The 17556-nt window shown below is 62.8% G+C and carries 17 protein-coding genes and 2 pseudogenes; 16 read left to right on the top strand and 3 right to left on the bottom strand.

The annotated features are described in order from the left end of the window. Positions 1 to 31 precede the first annotated feature (31 nt). On the bottom strand, positions 32 to 841 hold the full coding sequence (locus AC1DZV_RS16115) for a recombinase family protein (protein WP_476954098.1): 810 nt from the start codon (positions 839 to 841) through the stop codon (positions 32 to 34). Between the two features lie 495 nt (positions 842 to 1336). Further along, a complete protein-coding gene (locus AC1DZV_RS16120) occupies positions 1337 to 2161 on the bottom strand; it encodes an alpha/beta fold hydrolase (RefSeq protein ID WP_476954099.1) in 825 nt (274 codons plus the stop codon). Positions 2162 to 2274: 113 nt separating this feature from the next. On the opposite strand from AC1DZV_RS16120, the gene AC1DZV_RS16125 reads away from it, so the two are divergent. The 13 genes and pseudogenes from AC1DZV_RS16125 (at position 2275) to dprA (ending at position 13464) form a co-directional block, all read left to right on the top strand. Then, positions 2275 to 3171, top strand: a complete 897-nt coding sequence (locus tag AC1DZV_RS16125) for a LysR family transcriptional regulator (RefSeq protein WP_476954100.1) — start codon at positions 2275 to 2277, stop codon at positions 3169 to 3171. A 413-nt stretch (positions 3172 to 3584) separates the two neighbouring features. Next, entirely contained in the window at positions 3585 to 3992 is a 408-nt protein-coding gene (locus AC1DZV_RS16130) for a YybH family protein (RefSeq protein ID WP_216699090.1), read from the top strand. 235 nt (positions 3993 to 4227) lie between these two features. Beyond that, a pseudogene (locus tag AC1DZV_RS16135) lies at positions 4228 to 4381 on the top strand (ParB/RepB/Spo0J family partition protein); the annotation flags it as partial. A 19-nt stretch (positions 4382 to 4400) separates the two neighbouring features. Further along, complete coding sequence (locus AC1DZV_RS16140) at positions 4401 to 4589, top strand: hypothetical protein (protein WP_414645509.1); 189 nt, start codon at positions 4401 to 4403, stop codon at positions 4587 to 4589. 116 nt (positions 4590 to 4705) lie between these two features. Continuing rightward, positions 4706 to 5212: a MepB family protein gene (locus tag AC1DZV_RS16145; RefSeq protein WP_476951283.1), complete on the top strand. Its 507-nt coding sequence runs from the start codon at positions 4706 to 4708 to the stop codon at positions 5210 to 5212. Between the two features lie 78 nt (positions 5213 to 5290). Next, complete coding sequence (locus AC1DZV_RS16150) at positions 5291 to 5659, top strand: VOC family protein (RefSeq protein ID WP_090582409.1); 369 nt, start codon at positions 5291 to 5293, stop codon at positions 5657 to 5659. 121 nt (positions 5660 to 5780) lie between these two features. After that, a complete protein-coding gene (locus AC1DZV_RS16155; protein WP_476954101.1) occupies positions 5781 to 6419 on the top strand; it encodes a DinB family protein in 639 nt (212 codons plus the stop codon). A 274-nt stretch (positions 6420 to 6693) separates the two neighbouring features. Beyond that, positions 6694 to 7267: pseudogene (locus AC1DZV_RS16160) on the top strand (recombinase family protein). A 547-nt stretch (positions 7268 to 7814) separates the two neighbouring features. Then, the gene (locus AC1DZV_RS16165; protein WP_476954102.1) at positions 7815 to 9008 is read left to right on the top strand and encodes an IS110 family RNA-guided transposase; all 1194 of its coding nucleotides are present in this window, start codon (positions 7815 to 7817) and stop codon (positions 9006 to 9008) included. Positions 9009 to 10279: 1271 nt separating this feature from the next. Further along, positions 10280 to 10801, top strand: a complete 522-nt coding sequence (locus tag AC1DZV_RS16170) for an HNH endonuclease (protein ID WP_476954103.1) — start codon at positions 10280 to 10282, stop codon at positions 10799 to 10801. Then, complete coding sequence (locus AC1DZV_RS16175; RefSeq protein WP_476951279.1) at positions 10798 to 11085, top strand: hypothetical protein; 288 nt, start codon at positions 10798 to 10800, stop codon at positions 11083 to 11085. Before AC1DZV_RS16170 ends, AC1DZV_RS16175 begins: the two co-directional genes overlap by 4 nt. Positions 11086 to 11798: 713 nt before the next feature. Continuing rightward, positions 11799 to 12227, top strand: a complete 429-nt coding sequence (locus AC1DZV_RS16180; protein WP_476954104.1) for a hypothetical protein — start codon at positions 11799 to 11801, stop codon at positions 12225 to 12227. A 328-nt stretch (positions 12228 to 12555) separates the two neighbouring features. Continuing rightward, on the top strand, positions 12556 to 13464 hold the full coding sequence (gene dprA, locus AC1DZV_RS16185; RefSeq protein ID WP_476954105.1) for a DNA-processing protein DprA: 909 nt from the start codon (positions 12556 to 12558) through the stop codon (positions 13462 to 13464). A 1516-nt stretch (positions 13465 to 14980) separates the two neighbouring features. On the opposite strand, the gene AC1DZV_RS16190 is transcribed toward dprA, so the two are convergent. Further along, positions 14981 to 15277 carry a hypothetical protein gene (locus AC1DZV_RS16190; protein ID WP_476954106.1) on the bottom strand — a complete coding sequence of 99 codons (297 nt, stop codon included), beginning with the start codon at positions 15275 to 15277 and terminating at the stop codon, positions 14981 to 14983. Between AC1DZV_RS16190 and AC1DZV_RS16195 the strand changes: the two genes are divergently transcribed. The 3 genes from AC1DZV_RS16195 to AC1DZV_RS16205 all read left to right on the top strand — a co-directional run bounded on the left by AC1DZV_RS16195 (position 15276) and on the right by AC1DZV_RS16205 (position 17412). Then, positions 15276 to 15482, top strand: coding sequence for a ribbon-helix-helix protein, CopG family (locus AC1DZV_RS16195; protein ID WP_476951275.1), 207 nt, complete (start codon positions 15276 to 15278; stop codon positions 15480 to 15482). The two genes, AC1DZV_RS16190 and AC1DZV_RS16195, sit on opposite strands and share 2 nt — an antisense overlap. Further along, on the top strand, positions 15479 to 15739 hold the full coding sequence (locus AC1DZV_RS16200) for a hypothetical protein (protein ID WP_476951274.1): 261 nt from the start codon (positions 15479 to 15481) through the stop codon (positions 15737 to 15739). The genes AC1DZV_RS16195 and AC1DZV_RS16200 overlap by 4 nt, the downstream gene beginning before the upstream one ends. 983 nt (positions 15740 to 16722) lie before the next feature. Next, positions 16723 to 17412: a nucleoside/nucleotide kinase family protein gene (locus AC1DZV_RS16205; protein ID WP_476954107.1), complete on the top strand. Its 690-nt coding sequence runs from the start codon at positions 16723 to 16725 to the stop codon at positions 17410 to 17412. Positions 17413 to 17556: the final 144 nt, after the last annotated feature.

Raw genomic sequence — 17556 nt, forward strand, 5'->3', positions numbered from 1 at the left:
GTCCCTATCAGCAGTCAACGCGTGGTCCCTATCAGCAGTCAACGCGTGTCTCCGAGCCCGGCGACAACACCCCCCGGATCATCAATGACAGGGCGAGAAAGTCATACCGGGCCCCGCGACCAAATCCCCGGCTTTCGGGGACCCAATAAATGTAACGGGGCTGGCGGCTGCGAAGCTTGGAGCTGGCCGCTTTGGGGTGTGTACAAAGTACACAATTTCGGCTTCGGATCGGGCCGTACCAGTCCCGGATTGGGCCGGATTCCGCATGTTTCCGCGGGTGCCTAGTGTTTGCAGGGGAGGGAATGCAGTTCGAGTCCCACCTCGGGCACGTGTTTTCCCTGTTCAGGGGCTTGTGGGCCGCTGAATGTGTACAAATCTCCTTTATGGGCCCCTGCGGGGGCCCATTTTTGTTGGTGGCGGCTGGTCTGGCGGCTCCTTCTCTTGGCTTGGGCAGCGGTGTTGCTGCGTACTCCTTCATGGCCGGTAGCGCTTGGAACTGCATGACTTGCTGAGACTTGGGGATCAAATCCTCTTGTTCATCCCTGTCGCCAGCCGGAACCCGTGGGATACACGTCCTCGTGACCTCGATGATGTTCTCGAGCATCGGGTAGGGCCGGGCGAACCGATCGAGTTTGGTGACGACCAGGGCGCCGGCGGCCCGGACAGCCGCCAGGGCTTCGTTCAGTCCCGGCCGTTGCTTGTTCCTTCCGGTCACGCCGCGGTCACCATTGATCAGGCCCTTGCGGTCGCCCAGACCCGTAAGCGCCTTGCGCGGCGTCGCCAGGTCCTGTTCGTTGGTGCAGACCCGGGCGTAGCCGCTGATCTGCGCGGGCGGGTGCAACTGTCGCGATTGTCCAACCTGAGCGGGACAGTTTTGCGGCCGGGGTACCCGCGATTCCAGGATTCCGGTATCTGTATCGGATTTTCTCGCAGCGGCAGTGCGGGCGGATGGTGTCGCGGTGGGGGACCGGCTTGCGGGCGGCAGATTCAGCTGGAGGAGGCAGGCTGGTCAGGGCGACCCAAGTCGGCCCGGAGCGCGCGGATGATCGAGGCGAGGATTCCGGACGCGAGAAGTCCTGACCCAGCGGACCGGCGGAATTTCCCCCCAGCGGTGGCAAGCGCCGAAGCGCGGACCGGGCTTCGGCACTCATGTGCTCTAGTTGCCAGTGGACCTCGTCGTCGACCGTCTGGGGCCGATAGGCGCCGCCAGTCCGGCCGCTTTCGCGGCATACGCGGCTGCCCCCAAGGCGTGCGCGCCCATGATGCTTCTATAGGCGTCAAATCCTGATTTTGGTGAGTATGGCAGTTTGATTCAGGACGGTACCCCGGACCCCCTTTAACCGGCCGCATTTGCGGACTGCCTAAACATCGCGTCGATTTCCTTAGCCAGTTCCCCGGCGTGGTTGAGGAAGCCCATGTGGCCGCCCGTTACCGTCCGGCGGTTGACTCCCGCATGGGAAGCTACCCACTCGGCGGCCTCCACGAAGAATGGCGCTGTCTGCTCGGCACTGAGTACGGCCAGCGGCACGCTCATTCCTGACAATGCCACCGGCTCGGGCCGCCAGGACGCGAATGCTCCGAACTCCGCTTCCAGCAGGACCCTGGCGTTTGTCCGGAGTCCGTCGAGAAACTCTGGCGGCAACAACGGGGCGGCATCTCCTGCCGCGAACTGGACGAAGGCCTCGGCACCGCCGGCAAGTCCGCCGGCCTCCACGCCTGCCGCAATCACCGGCTGCACGGTGGCCATTGCGTCGTCGGGATTGGACAGAACGCCCAGCAGCGCCGGCTCGTGCAGCACGGCTCCGGTAAAACGCCCGGGGGCCTTCAGGGCAGCGGCCAGCGCTATCAACGCCCCGGTGCTGTTGCCGAACATGACGCATGGCACGGTCCCGAGCGTTTCCAACAGGGCAACAACGTCGCCGGCATGCTGGTCCACTGACGTTTCCGCCCAGTCCGGTTGCTGTGAACTGCGTCCGTTGTTCCGACGGTCATAGGCGATGACTGCGTGGTTTTGGGCCAACACCTGGGCCAGTTCGGCGTATTGCCGGGCGTCGCCTCCAGCGCCGGGGACCAGAAGCACCGGCGTCCCATGACCGGTCACTTCAACGTGAAACGTGGTGCCGTTGGCCTCCACCAGAGCGGCCCCGTCAATTGTGCTCATTGCCTTCACCTTTCCGAGAGCGGTATACCTTTCCCTTTCATTGGACGCCCGTGCGGGACCTGCCGTCCAAGGCCGCTATGGACTCGGACGATCACAAATTCTTATGATGGGCCATGGAGATCCGCCAACTCCGGCGATTCCTTGTCCTGGCTGAGGAACTGCACTTTGGCAAAGCCGCTGCCCGGCTCCACATCGCCCAGCCTGCACTGAGCCAGGAGCTCAAAGCCTTGGAAAGAGCCTTGGGACTCCGCCTCTTGGACCGGACCCACAATCACGTTGCGCTCACGGACGCGGGTCGGCGTCTCCGGGAGGAAGCTGTCCAAATCATTCAGGCCCACGACGCCGCAGCGGCAGCCATGGACGAACTACGCAGTCCTCCGAGCGGCACGCTCAAACTGGGTGTGGCTGTTGGGGTGGCGTACCCGCTTCTGGCGGAACTGCTCAGCGGTCTGGGTCCAGGCGAAACTGCACCGGAGGTAGACGTCAAACCTGCGGCAGCAAGGGAAGGAGTCCAAAAACTTCTTGAGGGCGAGTTTGACGCTGTTTTCATTCACGCCGTGCCACCCTCCGACGAACGGCTCGGTGTGCTGACCCTGGAAACCGAGCCGATGGGGGTTGCCCTTCCATCCGGCAGCCGGCTGGCAAAGCTGGCAGCAATCAGTCCCCTGGATCTGAATGGCCAGGCTCTGATCTGGTTACAGCGCGACGGCGACCCGGATGTTCGCGAGCGGGTACTGGGTTTGCTGGTGGATGAAGGGATGATTCCGGGCCCGCACCGCTGGTCGCCGAGCATAGCCACCACCATGAGCCTGGTGGCTGCCGGCCTTGGCGTGTCGTTCAAAACGCCGCATCAGGTGGTACCAGGTGATCCTCCCGGCGTCGTGTGGCGCCCGTTTGTTGGGGTGTCTCTCCCCATGCCGACCGTACTGGTCTGGCTCCGGAACGGCGCCTCGCCATTGACCACCCAGTTGGTCGCTCACGCCCGGTGGTACGTCGCGAAAAAATTGTAAGGCGTCGCTGCGGTGGCTGGTTGCCCCCAGCAACCAGACGTAAACGGATCCTAATGTTCAGCCAGTCAACAATGCCGGTCCAACGTTTCCTGCGTCCCCATGGGGCGAATCTAGGCGCCTTTGCCATCAATGGACACGAAATCACGCATCTTGGCTGCATACGGCTGCGGTGAAGGAGGTTGCTTGTGTCAGGCATTTGTGGGCTGGCGTGGTCGCTGTGCGGAGTTGTCGCTAGCTTCCTAGGCGCGGCCTGTGCCAGCGCTTCTGCATTCCTGATCGGTCTCGGCGCCAGGAAATCGTACGTAGACATCATTCGTGAACGGTGCCACGATGGCCGAATACAGGGCCTGGCGCGCCGCGCCGGCGCAGATGCGAGGCTGGAGGAACCAATGTCGGGGTCCGATCTAGATCGTGTGGTTGAGCAGTACCACCGAGCGCTCGATGCGTTCGTCAGGGGAGACCCGGAGCTGCAGAAGAAGCTGTTTTCGAGGCGGGACGACGTCTCACTGGCCAATCCGCTCGGCCTGCCGGCTCGGGGCTGGAGTGCAGTTGAGCAGACGATGGAGCGGGCGGTTTCTCAACTGAGGGAGGGCGAGCCCATCAACTTCGAGCGAATCTCGGGGTACGTCGGGACGGAACTCGCATACACTGTCGAAATTGAACGTGCCCGGGCCAAGGTTGGCGGATCCGATGAAGTATCCCCGATTTCTCTTCGCGTGACGACGATTTTCCGCCTGGAGGACGGACAGTGGAAAGTTCTCCATCGTCACGCAGATCCGATCACTTCCCCGCGGCCAATCGAGTCCATCGTCCAGGTTTAGGTCCGGGATCCGTGCCGCACCGGACAGGTCCGGTCGGCGTCCCGCCACTCGTGTTCCACGTCTAAGGAACTGGGACGGATCCGCTCTGCTGCGTCCGCGGCCAGGAGGGAATCATCGTCATGGTCGCAGAGCGGATCAGCCGAACCTCCGGTCGGCCGCCGCCCGATTCGAATGACGCTGCGGTAGCAATGTTGCTACTCCAGCCGGCCGAGGTTGAAAAGTGCAGAGAAGCTCTGTGGTCCGCCGTGAATTCGTGAAGTCGCTGCTGGCGACGAAGCAGCCGCCCAAGGGCTGGCAGCACTTCACCGTCCACGCCATCACCCATCACCCCGAAACGGCCAGCGGGTACGAGGGAACCGTCGCCGCCGAGATGGCCGGAGCCAAGACGGGGGGAGAGACCGGACCCGGATGGCCCACGACCCCGGAACACGGGACTACGTCACCAAACGCACCCAAGAAGGCCGCAGCTACCGCGAAATCCGCAGATCCCTCAAGCGCTACATCGCCCGAACGCTCTACCGCCAGCTCAACGCCCTTTATGCCACCGCAGAACCGGCCCGATCCCAGGTTGCCGGGGCAGACCCTTACCCGGAATAGGAGCACCGGTTGAGCATGCCGGGCTTCGGTTTGATTACGGTTCAGGTGGTGTCCGGTAAAGGATCGTCAACCGGACAGGTTTCAGGCCCGGATTCTTGAGCGATTACAGTTTGAGAGTGAATTTCCACGCATTCAAACGCTTCATCGATCTTGCGCCTGCTCCTGCCGATGCACAGCCTGTCATCCAGGTTGAAGAACAGAACAGCGACTACGAATCTGGGGTTGCACGCATCGGGAAGGAGCAGTGGCGAATCCGCACCGCCCGGATCACACCGACGAAGCCGGGCGCCTTCGTCGCGGTCTGGAAGCGCGACGAAGGCGGATCGACCAGGCCCTTCACGGCTGACGAGTCGATGTCTGGACTGCTCGTCTTCGCAGAGGAGCAGGAACGGTTCGGGGTCTTCCAATTCACCACGGCGCACCTGATCTCGCTCGGATGCGTCAGCTCCGAGCTGCATCCTGGCAAGCGCGGTTTCCGCGTCTATCCCGCATGGTGCACCGACCTGAATCCTCAAGCGTCACGCACTCAGGGCGCGCAGGGGGCTGCGTTCTCCGAGCTTTCTCCGAGTAACGCGTCGCGGACCGTAACTGAAAACGATCGTGCCCTTCAACGGCGCCCGTAAGCCGGTGGTTCAGCGGACGCCCTGGTGACCGCAGGGATTCTTCACCGGGCAGGGGTCCGGCTCAGTAGAGTGGAACGCATGAGTCTTGAATGGGAACAAGTAATTGTCGATTCGGCACGACCGGCCGAGCTTGGACTTTGGTGGGCCAAAGCTTTGGGTTGGGTCGTGACTTTGGAAGCTGACGATGAGTTCGAAATTCGTTCTGCACCGGACCGGTTGCCAGGGTTGGTCTTCGTGCCGGTGGCAGATTCGAAGGTAACAAAGAATCGTCTTCACCTCGATTTTCGGCCGGACGATCCAGCGGCCGAGGTCGAGCGGATGGTCGCTCTGGGTGCCCGCAGGGTCGATGTTGGTCAAGGCGAGCGGCCGTGGACTGTACTTGAGGATCCAGAAGGCAACGAGTTCTGCGTTCTGGGAGCCCGAAAGAAGGCCAGTACCGACAGTTGAAAGTTCGGACAGACCACGGGGCGCCCGTCAGCGGATCCCTTGGCGGGCACTTGGTCGTGGACAGCCAGCGGATGCTCCGAAGTACGAACATCGACCGCGCGTAGGCGTCTAACGGCATCTCGTGGAGTATAGGCTACATGCCATGATGACCAACGAGCGCCTCAAGCCCCTGCTCGATCAGTACGACTGGGCGACGGAACGACTTCTCACTCGCCTCGCCGGGCCCACCAGCAACTCGGGTGATGGCAGCGACGTCGACGTACCGGTACTGACGGACGCCGAGTACCTCTGGGAACCGGTCGACGCGTGTTGGTCGGTGCGGAGGCGCGCCGATGGGCCCGGACCGGGCGCCATCAAGCTCATCGGCGCGGGTGAGTGGGGGCGAGACGGCGCCCCCGAAAGTCCGTGGCCTCCGCCCCTCACGACGATCGCCTGGCGGCTTGACCACATCTCCGAGACGCTGTTGGGCCGAGCCAACCACCTCGGGGGCGACCGAACGTTCGATAGAGCGACGTACGAATCACGACCAGATGCAGCCGGCGCTATCGAGAGGTTCCGTCAGGCCGCAGCCGACTGGCGCCGGGTACTACTCAGTGTCGATGAGTCCGACTATGACCGGACCGGGCTAAGCAGCTACCCATACGGCAGCGATGCCGAGGAGACGTTTCCGTCGATCGTGTGGTGGGAGAACCAGGAGATCCTGCACCACGGAGCCGAGATCGCGCTGCTCCGCGACCTCTACGTTCACCACGCTCAGTAGCGACGAGCATGCACCGCGGACAGCTCAGCTGGCGGAGTCTCTACGAAGTCGGCAATTCCATGAATGTGTCCCGCGTCATAATTTAACGTCATCTCGTGCACGAGATGATAAAGAGGATTACGTCCGCATCGGTGCATAGTGCCCGCAAGCCGGTCGATCACCGTGCCCAGGAAACGTGCCGCACGTCCCTTGCAGTTACTGGCCTAGGCCATGTACGTAAGACCCGCACGATCAAATGCACGGTGACGGGGGGATTACTGCAACCCTGTTCCTCATGACTGGAATGAAGATCGGTTATGCCAGAGTCTCGACAAACGACCAAGACCTTACCGGACAACGAAACGCTCTCCTTGCCCTTGGTGTTGAAGAGAAGCAGATCTTCGTCGATCACGGACTGACGGGATCTAACCGGGTTCGCCCTGGACTCCGTGAAGCGATGGCGGCATGCCGAGCCGGCGATACGCTGGTGGTGACCAAGCTGGACCGTTTGGCGCGTTCCCTTTCCGATGCCCGGGGTATAGCTGACGAGCTGACGGCCAAAGGGGTAGTCCTCAGTCTCGGCGGCAGCACCCACGATCGGACTGACCCCGTAGGCCGGCTGCTGTTCAACGTCCTGAACGGTGGCGGAGTTTGAGGCAGATCTGATCCGGGCGCGCACGCGCGAGGGCATGGCGGTCGCAAAAGCGAAGGGGCGACTGAAAGGCAAGCAGCCAAAATTGTCCAAGACGCAGCGGAAGCATCTCCTGACACTGCACGACGCCGGCGAGCATACGCAGGCCGAACTGGCCGAACTGTTCCGGGTATCCCGGACGACGGTGTACCGCGAGCTCCAAAGGCGCATCAGGTGAAGACCGATGCGGCGCCCCCTGCTAAGAGTGCCACTTAGCGCTGCAAAAAGACCGCCATTCCCAGGACGCCCGCGCCAAGGGGCGCACCGCCGAGGACGCCGCGCGTCTCGCTGGCTGGAGCCGCACAACGTCTACCGCCACCAGCAAGCCCGTGCTGCAAGCGAGAGCACAACAACCTCGCCCGGAAACCACGCGCTGCCTGGAGACTCCGGTTTCCGGCCCTCGCCCAGCTAGCGCCCAGGTCTACTGCACGGACCTCGCTTCGCTCGGGCTGTAGAAGCGCTTTTCTGTTTTTGCTGCGGTCCTTATGTTGTTGCCGGGTAGTTTTCCGCGGCCGTTGTAGGGTCGTGGCTACCCGGGGGAGGCGGGTATGGCTTTGTTGCTGTGGCCGGACGTCCCGTGTCGTGACGGCTCCGTAGGATTGGCCGCCCGCGCTCCCCGCGATGACTCGACCGCTCATTGAGAGACGCGACTTGAAACGCCGGATAAGGACACGACGGCGCGGTTATCTGCCGGGTTCCAACCATCCGACAGACTGGAGGCTGTTTTGGCGAAATTGTGGGCCGGCATCGACGCCGGCAAAGCCCACCACCACTGCGTCGTGATCGACGCCGACGGAAACCGTCTGCTCTCGCAGAAAATCCCCAACGACGAACCGGCCCTGCTCGAACTCATCGCCAACGTCCTGAAACTCGGGGACGGGGACGAGGTGGTCTGGGCGACGGACCTGAACCACGGCGGACCGGCGCTGCTGATCGCGATGCTCGTCGGCCACGGCCAGAACATCCCGTACATCCCGGGCCGGATCGTCCACCACGCCTCCAAGCTCTACCGCGGCGACGGCAAGACAGATGCCAAAGACGCTGCTGTGATCGCCGATCAGGCCAGGATGCGCCGGGACCTGCAGCCGCTGCGGGCAGGGGATGAGATCAGCACCGGGCTGCGGCTCCTGACCGCACGCCGGGCGGACAAATCCGCGGACCGGGTCAGGGCGATCAACCGGCTGCAGGCCCAGCTGCTCGAATACTTCCCCGCGCTGGAACGGGCCTTTGACTACAGCCGTTCCAAAGCCGCCCTGTTCCTGCTCACCCGACACCGGACCCCGGACGGGATCCGCCGTGCCGGCCAGGCGCGGATCCATGCCTGGCTGAAGAAGCACGGCGCCCGTTCCTCTGCCGCTGTCGCCGCAGCGACAGTGGAAGCGGCGAAATCCCAGCACACCACCGTCCCCGCCCAGCACATGGGCGAGCAGATCGTCGCCGCCCTTGCCCGGGAAATCCTCTCCCTGAACGAGGAACTGGCCAGCCTCGATGCGCTGATCGGTGAGAAGGTCACCGAACACCGGCACGCACAGGTGCTGCTGAGCATGCCCGGATTCGCGCCCGTCCTGGCCGCCGAGTTCCTTGGCGCCACCGGCGGAGACCTCACAGTCTTCGAGTCCGCGGACCGCTTCGCCGGACTCGCCCCCGCCCCCAGGGACTCCGGCAGGATCACCGGCAACCACCACCGCCCCCGCCGCTACGACCGCAGGCTCCTGCGCGTCTTCTACCTCTCCGGGCTCTCGGCGCTGAAAAGCTGCCCGGCCTCCCGGGCCTACTACGACCGCAAACGCGCCGAAGGCAAAACCCACATCCAGGCCATGCTCTCCCTGGCCCGGCGCCGACTGAATGTCCTCTGGGCCATGCTCCGCGACGGAACCACCTACACCCCGGTCCCCGCGCTTGCACCGATAATCGCCTGACTAGGCAAAGGCGAGGACGCGGCGCAAGTACGAGTGATGTGCTGCGCCTTGGTCGCGGTTAGGCGGCGGACTGACTCCAGCGCCACCGCCTACCGAGTCGTCCTCAGTCCTCGACGATGGACATAGGCAAGCCGCCCCATGAACGGAAGGGGCGATGCTGTCCAGCTGCCATCCATCCGCGGATGCCTGGAACGTAGCGGTCTGCGGCACCGAGTAGCCCGACGGGACGTTGCTGGGCCCATTCGCCGCCGAGGCCTGGTGTTCTTCGGTCAATTCCTTGAAATGGACGCTTGCCGTCGGCCGGGTCACCTCCACAGTCTCCACGGTGATCGTCGTCGAAAAGTCCGTGTACCAGAAGCCCATTGACTTGAACCCGGCCTTTGACCGGGCCACCACCGGAAGGTCCCGCGCGCGCTTGGCTAGGTAGGCCGCCGTCCCCTGCCCTTCGGCCAGGCGTGGAGTCGGGGGATTGTCGAGGACGGTGTCGTTTCGGTCTCGACAGCAGTCTGGATGATGGCCGTGAGCTCGGCGGACGACGGGCTGGGCACAGCTGCTGCGGAGAATTCGACCGGGAGCGGCCCGGCAGCAGGCTGGCACCCGTAAAGGGCCAACCCAAGCAGGACCGCTATGGCGGCCGACGTGCGGCGGTAAGTCATGATGCTCCCCCTGGTCATCGATGGTCCCTCAGCCTGCCCTGCCGGCTCCACACGGTCAACGAGGCTCGCCATGTCCCGATCCAGGATCGCGCGGGATAAGCCCACCTGAGAATGTCAATCTGTTTTGAGCCCGCTTGGCGTTTAATAGCAGCCTGATTCGGGACCACCTTGTGTCGGGGGCGTTGTCCTACGGCCCGGTACCCGCGTGGGAGTGCCGCTCACTCCGAGCGCCCTCATCCGCCGTCTCGCCGCCGTCGGGGTCAACATAGCGCCAGCCCCGCGCGACGGCATTCACATCCCTCGCCCAGCAACTCCGTGGTGCTCTCCGACCTGACCGGCATCCATATAGGGACTACTGGCGACGGGTCGTGGCCGCCGGCAACGCCTACTACGCCGGGCTCCTGCGCGGCAGCCCCGAGGACGCTCAAGACTGCGGGGCCAAGGCAAGCCAACACAGTTGCCTGGATATTGCCGCTTCAACTGGGCTATTCATCGTCTGCGGCATCACGACATCGTAGGCTGGCTGGCTTCGGCTGTGCGGTGTCTTTGTGGTCCATGGCTGGCCGTCGAACGTCCCGCAGCCTCAGCAGGCGTACGTTGCCGTCATTCGTCCTCTTGCGTCGTCAGACTCGACGGCCGGACCTGCTCTGCGCCGAAGTCGACGTCATCACAGCCCCGATCACGCTCATCGCCGGGGCCGTCGCCGGGGGAACCTCCGACAACACCCGGCAGTGCATCTCCGGCAAGGGCGGATGCGCCGGAGCCGTCCTCGAAGGCGCCCTGCTTGTCGCTGGCGGAACTTTCGGCCTCGGCGCGATGAGCAGAATTGCCGCCAAGTCGGCAGACGAGGTGGTCGACAGTCTCAGTGTCGTGTCCAGCGTTGGGCGGCGGCCCACTGCGGCGGTCCGGCAGGCCGCGGACGAAGCTGCTACGGACGCGAACGGTGTCTTACGATGCCAAGCCTGCGACACTATGATGATCCCTCGCTCGGGTGCAACAAACTCGCGGGAGTTCGACCACATATTCCCGCTCTCCCGCGGTGGCGGCCGCGACATCGACAACATCTGGGAGCTCTGTCGAACGTGCAACCGTCAGAAGGGCGCGCAAACCCTCGACGAATGGAATGGATACCCGTGACGATTCCGACATCGCAGCCCGAACTCCCATACGAGACGAAGTTGTATGTGTGCATCCACGTCTTCGATCGGATCCGGCCGGTGCTGTATGTGACTCGCCCGGACGGTGATTGGTGCGCACTTTGCGGTGGCGATCATCCAGACGACGCGAGCTCTTTCCGTGTCGTCGGGATCGGACACGTTATCGATTACGACCCGTCGGTGGCGGAGGTGCTTGATCTTCGCCCGAATCAAGAAGCCGAGCGTGAAGCGGTTGGGGAGCCATGGCTGCGGTCCGACTTCTAGGACGCCTGCTCTTCGTCGCGCTCAACGGTCGTGCTCTTCGAGTACGACCATTGCCAGCGTTGAGTTGATCGACGGAGATCTATCGTCTCGTCACCAACGCTTGCCTGACCGTCCTCCTCGAGACCCGGTATTCCCGGGCAAGAGTCCGGATCGAGAAGCCCTTGACCCTGGCATCCCGGCGGATCCTCGCGAATAGCTCCACGCTTGACTCCATCACTGCCTTCCACCGTCGGGAAAAACACTCTGATGGAATCAACGGTGGGGTGGGCTCAACTGAAACTGCGATTCATCAACCGGCGAGCAGCGAAGTGGGCCCAACTCAGACTGCAGAACCGGTCCCAACTCAAACTGCCATAATCACCCACCCTGCGGCGAATCTGCCCGGGTAAGGGTTCCGGAACTAGACCAAAAAGGGCCTCGCTGCGCTCGGACAGCACAAGCATTCTTCTATTCTCTTTTGCTGCTGTCCGTTGGATCATACGTGCCCGCTCCACCGACTCAACCGTCCTGCGGACGGCCGCGCACCGGATGCCTTGGGTCGGCGCTGCGCTTATTTCCTCCCACAACGCATCCGGTGCTTGCCCTTCGGGTTGCCCCGGTTCCGTCGGGCACAGCTACGCGATGCTCCGCCAGCAGGCAAAAAACATGGTGGGGGAGAGGGAAGCCGGTACTTTCGGAGCCCGCCCCGCCCGAGCGAAACGGAGCATCACCTCATGAGCACAGAAACCATGACCCGCACGGCCACGGCCGACACCGCGGAACCGGTGACCGCCCCGGTCCTTCCCGCCGACGACCGGGCCGGGGACGGGTACGACTGGATGGATACCCTCGACGGCACCGCCTGGTCCGTGCTGCCGAACTGGGGCAGCGAGGGCTGGGACGCCGGATCCTGGCCCTACATCATCTTCGCCGTCGCCCGCACCCGCGATCGGAACGGGGAACTGTTCGGCTACGGCACTTACGTCGAGGGCGACACCGCCATGCACTGGTTCCGGTCCCAGGACGCCTGCTTCGAAGCGATCACTGCCGAGGCCTTCTTCCACTGGGCCTCAGGCCAGTCCGACGGCCCGGACAAACTCCCAGCCGCCGCCGCCGAACTGCCGGCCAAGGACCGGAAGCCTTACCCCGGCTGGACGGACTAGAAACACCCCCGGGTGTCCCGGCCGCCACTGGCCCGGACACCCGCCAACATCCGTTGACAACATCATTGAGATTCCTCCGGATCGTACGTGCCCGCTCCACCGGCTCAACCGTCCTGCGGACGGCTGCGCAGCCGATGCCTTGTGTCGGCGCTTCGCATATTTCCTCCCACAACCCATCCACTGCTGGCCCTGCGGGTTGCCCCGGCTCCGTCGGGCACAGCTAAGCGCTGCTCCGCCAGCAGGCAAAAACAACCGGGGGAGAGGGAAAGCTGGCCGGTCACCAAAGCCGCCCCACCCGCCGGATCCTCAGCAAAGGACGAGAGAAACCATGAATGATCGCATTGCACGCGCAGCCCTGACCCGACTCTTCGAACCCGGCGATCGTGTCGGTCGGACCCTCGCGGGCAGGCTCGGCGCGTACGCCGCGTTGAGGCTTGCCACCGGCGCCCAGCCCGTACACGCCATTCCGGAGGCCATAGTCGAAGAACTGTCAGAAGGGTTGAGACGGTGGGCTCCGCGGGTTCCGGAGGTCGACCCGGAGAAGGACCTGGCCACCATCGAACGCCTGGGCAGCGGGTTCCTCATCCGAGGAGATGAACGCTGGCCGGAAGGCTTGGACGATCTGCCCGACGCCCCGTACGAACTGTGGTACCAGGGCAACATCGACAACGGCATCCCAGCGCCTTCGAAGTGTGTCGCCCTGACCGGATCCCGGGACACGACCAGCTACGGCGCCTCCGTTACGGGAGATATGGCATACGGGTTGGCCCAACGCGGAATCTGCGTGATCTCAGGGCTGGCCTACGGCATCGATGCGCACGCGCACCGGGCCGCTTTAGCCGGAAGCCAGGGAGAAGGACTGGCAACCTTCGCGGTACTGGCCGGAGGCCTTGACCGTGACTACCCGTCAGGTAACACTGACCTTGCGGCCGCGATCCGCGGCAACGGCCTGACGCTCTCAGAGCTCCCGCCCGGTTCCGCCCCGACCCGGCACAGGTTCCTGCAGAGAAACCGCATCATCGCCGCCCTCGCAGGCGTTACCTGTGTCGTGGAAGCCCGCTGGCGCTCAGGGGCGCTGAACACCGCACGCCACGCCGAAACCATTGCCCGGCCTGTCGCGGCCGTCCCCGGGAGCGTAAAAAGCGCCAACTCGGAAGGATGCCACCGGCTCCTGAAAGAAGGCGCGGCGGTGCTGGTGTCCGATGCGGCCGAACTGGCCGAACTTCTCGCAGACTAGTCCCTAGGCGCTGGTCACAACGCCTTCAAGAGTCTGCTCCGGAAAAGCTGCGCACTTTTCGGCCGAGCTAGACGAAGGACCCTTGCCAACGCATCCGAAATGGCAATTCGCTCTATTGGCCACAGCTTCGGCTGGTATTCGACACGGTGGGACAGGAATGCAGTAGCGGAGCAGGCATTTATTCAAATAGTTATTGTATAAATCGATTTTGAAATGATGTCAGAAGAATTATCCGAATTCCAGTCACATTGTTTTGCTGTTGCGACTCAGTATTTTTGAAATTACTAAGTAATAACGATTTCCGAGTGCGTTTGGTTAGCTTCCTGAGTCTGAGCTTGAATATCTACGTACAATCCGAAAAAATTGGGGGAAGTTATTTTGTTGAAACATATTAAAATCGGTCTTATGGCCGTTTCGCTGTCAACCCTGATGGTTGCTGGTACAGTCGCTCCTTCATACGCCGATGCGCCTGCTGAAACCTCTGCGAACCGGGTAAGTGCTCCCACGGGTGCGGCGGCAGAGCGGCAGAGCGGCAGGTCTTGGCTGAGCTACGGCAGAAGATTGCTTCTGCGGCGCACGCCGGCGACAGCGCTGCCAAGAGCTCGTTGGATGCTCTTGACCTTCTCAGGAAAGACAAGAAATCAGAACTAGCCAGAATCATCCTGGGTGAAGGAGTCATTGAAGCCTCTCAGCGTCCTGGCAGCGGCGTCGAGGTCCTGCGAAGCGGCGACTGCCTGTCACCCGCTAAGGGAGTGAGTGCGATGGCTGCAGTTCAGGCCACGTACAACGTGACTGCCAACTGCGACGCAGACTTCACTTTCGCGGGAGTCAGTGTGACCAAGGTCCGCCTGACCGGCTCGTATGTCACGGGAAGCGGTGTGGTGCTGGGCACCAACAATGCGAGTGCATACGTCATGTACTCCTACGAACCCGGGACAAGCGCCTCCTTCAGCAACTTCAGCCACTACGTTTCTGGCGGGAGGGGCTATTTTCAGACTACAGTCATAGTGACTCGGACTATCTTTGGCTGGAACCACTCCACTAGGTCCGGGAATCTCCGGCTCGTAACAAGCGGCCCCGGAGTAGTCTCCTGCGGATGCGTGTGATTTACCGTTATGAACCCTCTAGTCCCAACGTTTTCGGAAGCGGTGCTTTCTTTCGGGCCGCTCGTCCTACTCCTCCTCGCTGCCTTGGGAATAGTTTATTACTATGCCTCCAAGGCATACCGAAATGTGAGGTCTAAGGCTCTCCTTTCGGGTGCTCATGGAAAGAGTGCATTGAAAGACGACCAAAATCTGAAATAGTCCGCTTTCGGTTCAATAATTCCAAATCCGGCAAGGACCCACCGTCCAATGGGTGGGATCCTTGCCGGATTTCTGCATGGGCTCAGGCGATCACTGAGTTCGCCGCGATTCCGCTCAACCTTCCCTAGCCCGAGAATCCTCGACACTCTTCGCTGTCGGCAGTCGCTTAGTTGGGGCTCTCATCTTTTGCGGCGGGGCAGACAGGGATAGCGCTATGTTCCGGTGGCTGGGGCGCGTTTGCGGAAGGTTCCGGCGATGGAGAGTTTGCTCGAGTATTGGATGGACCCGTAGCGGAAGAGGTGCACGGCGAGCCGGAGGATGAGGAATCCGATGATGAAGAGTTCGGCGATGACGATGGTTGCCTCGAGCGGGCTGAGGGTGCCGAAGCCGGTGCGGAGCATGGCGGTGACGGGGGCGGAGAGCGGGAAGTAGGTGAAGATCTGCACGATAAGGGCGCGCGGGTCCGAGACGTGATGGCGTGATCGTCCCCAATATTTCCCAGAACGCATGGCTATGAATCTGCGTGTTCCTGAAGAGCTGGACCGGCGCCTGGACCAGCTGGCTGCCGAGGAACACACCTCCAAGTCTGCGTTGCTGCTTCAGGGTGCATTGCTTGTGCTCCAGCGTCACCGGCGCAGCCGTCACATCGGCGAGGGTCTGGAGTTCGTCATGAGCCATGACGCGGAGCTCCTGAACCGCCTTGAGGATGCATGACCGCGTACTTCGAAATCGAGGATGCACTGCAGATTTTAGACCGGTACGGGATCCATATCCGCGACATCGGACTCCTGGCCGCGGCATTGGCCCGGCCGGCAGCAACGGTCTTGGGCGGAAGCCCATCCGCAGTTGCCGATGAAGGCAGCTGCCTTACTGGAGTCGGTGGCGCGGTTCCATCCTCGGATCGACGGCAACAAACAAAGGGCGTGAACGCTGATGGTTCTGATGCTCTGGATCAACGGCTACCGGCATGACTTCAGCACGGATGCGGCATTTGATCTCGTCGTGGGGTGGCCGCCGGCGATGTCTCGCTTGAAGTCAGCGCCGGGCTTATTGCCACGCATCTCGTCCGGCGCTAGCTGGACGCCGGGTCCGTGGGCTTTGCCGGTTGGCTGCTTTCCTGACCCGTCATGTGAATCTGTGCCGGCTGGGTCATGAGGTGGCTGAAGGGAGGTGGCAGCGATCATGAAGATCCGGGAAGCTGGGCAATCGTCTGGCTCTTTTGCGGCGTCCCGTCGACCTCGGATTTTGAAACCCCAGAACTGCCTCAAGCTGAGCAGAATCTGCCAGGACAAAGAAGGACCGCATGCCTTTGTTGCGGGGTGCGGTCGTTGGACTGAGCGCTTCGAAGCGGCCAATTTGCGGTGTGTACAAAGTACACGCTTTGGACTTCGGATCGGGTCGTATGTGGGTCGGATCGGGCGGGATTCCGCATGTTTCCGGGAGTTCCCAGTGTTTGCAGGGGCAGGAATGCAGTTCGAGTCCCACCTCGGGCACGTGTTTTCCCTGTTCAGGGGCTTGTGGGCCGCTGAACGTGTACAAATCTTTTCTGGGCCCCTGCGGGGGCCCATTTTTGTTGGTGGCCGTTGCGGTCTGGCGGCTCCTTCCCTGGACTTGGACAGCGGTGCTGCATGCTCCTTCATGGGCGGGAGCGCTTGGAACTGCATGACCTGCTGCGACTTGGGATCACTCGGGCCTCCCGTCTTGCTGTTGGTGTCGGACCTGGTCGGCCTTGTACCTATTCGTGTCCCGGAGTTGTGGTGACGGCATGACCTGAGGGAAGTTTCTGGGAGATTTTCTGGTCCTCGATTCGTTCCATATTCTTGGGCCGGGGAGAGGTGGACGGGTGTTTGTCCGGCAAAGGGTGTGTGGACATTGTCCACGCCGATGTAACGTGATGCCGTAGAACACCGGTGACCTCCTGCCTGGTCCAGGCGAGAGCCGGAAAGGAGAAGCGATGAACACCCCTCCATACCTGCGCTGGGACGAATCAGGCCAGCAGCAGCTCCTCGCCCGGGCCGAAGCGCTGCTCCAGCGGCGAAGACGGTGCCTGCTCGGAATCGCCGGGGCGCCCGGTGCCGGAAAATCCACCATCTCCGAATGGCTGCTGGAGCACCTGCACACCGACCATCCCCGGCAGGTCGCCCTGGTCCCCATGGACGGATATCACCTGGCGCAGTCGCTGCTCGAGTCCCGCGGGCTGGAGCACCGCAAAGGCGCTCCGGACACCTTCGACGGTGCCGGCTTCGTCGCGTTGCTCCGCCGGCTGCGCACAGAGACCTCGCGGGAGACCTTCGCACCGGTGTTCCGCCGTGAAGTCAACGACGCGATCGCCGGGGCCATCGCCGTCCCGCCAGAAACACGCCTGATCATCACCGAGGGCAACTACCTGCTCTTGGACGAGGCCCCCTGGAACGAGGTCGCAGCCCTCCTGGATGAAACCTGGTTCGTGGAACTCGAACAGGGCGAACGGCTGCGCCGGCTCACCGCCCGGCACCTGAAGTTCGACAACGACGCCGCCATCGCCGAATGGCGCGCAACCGGCAATGACGAACGCAATGCCCGCCTGGTAGCACCAGGAAGTCTCCGGAGCACACTCGTCATCGAGCACACACCCGCAACCGTCTCGGCGCCCGGCCGCGAGTAAGCGGCCAGAAACCCAGCCGCGGCTTCAGCGGGACTGCGGCGTTACTCACTGCCTGGAACACAGAATGCCCCCGAGTTTCTTTGATGAGTGCCCACCCTAACGTGCCTTCGTAGCCCCTTCTGAGCGGCGGCTTGTCATAGTCTC

Source organism: Arthrobacter sp. P1_D12, assembly GCF_056406175.1.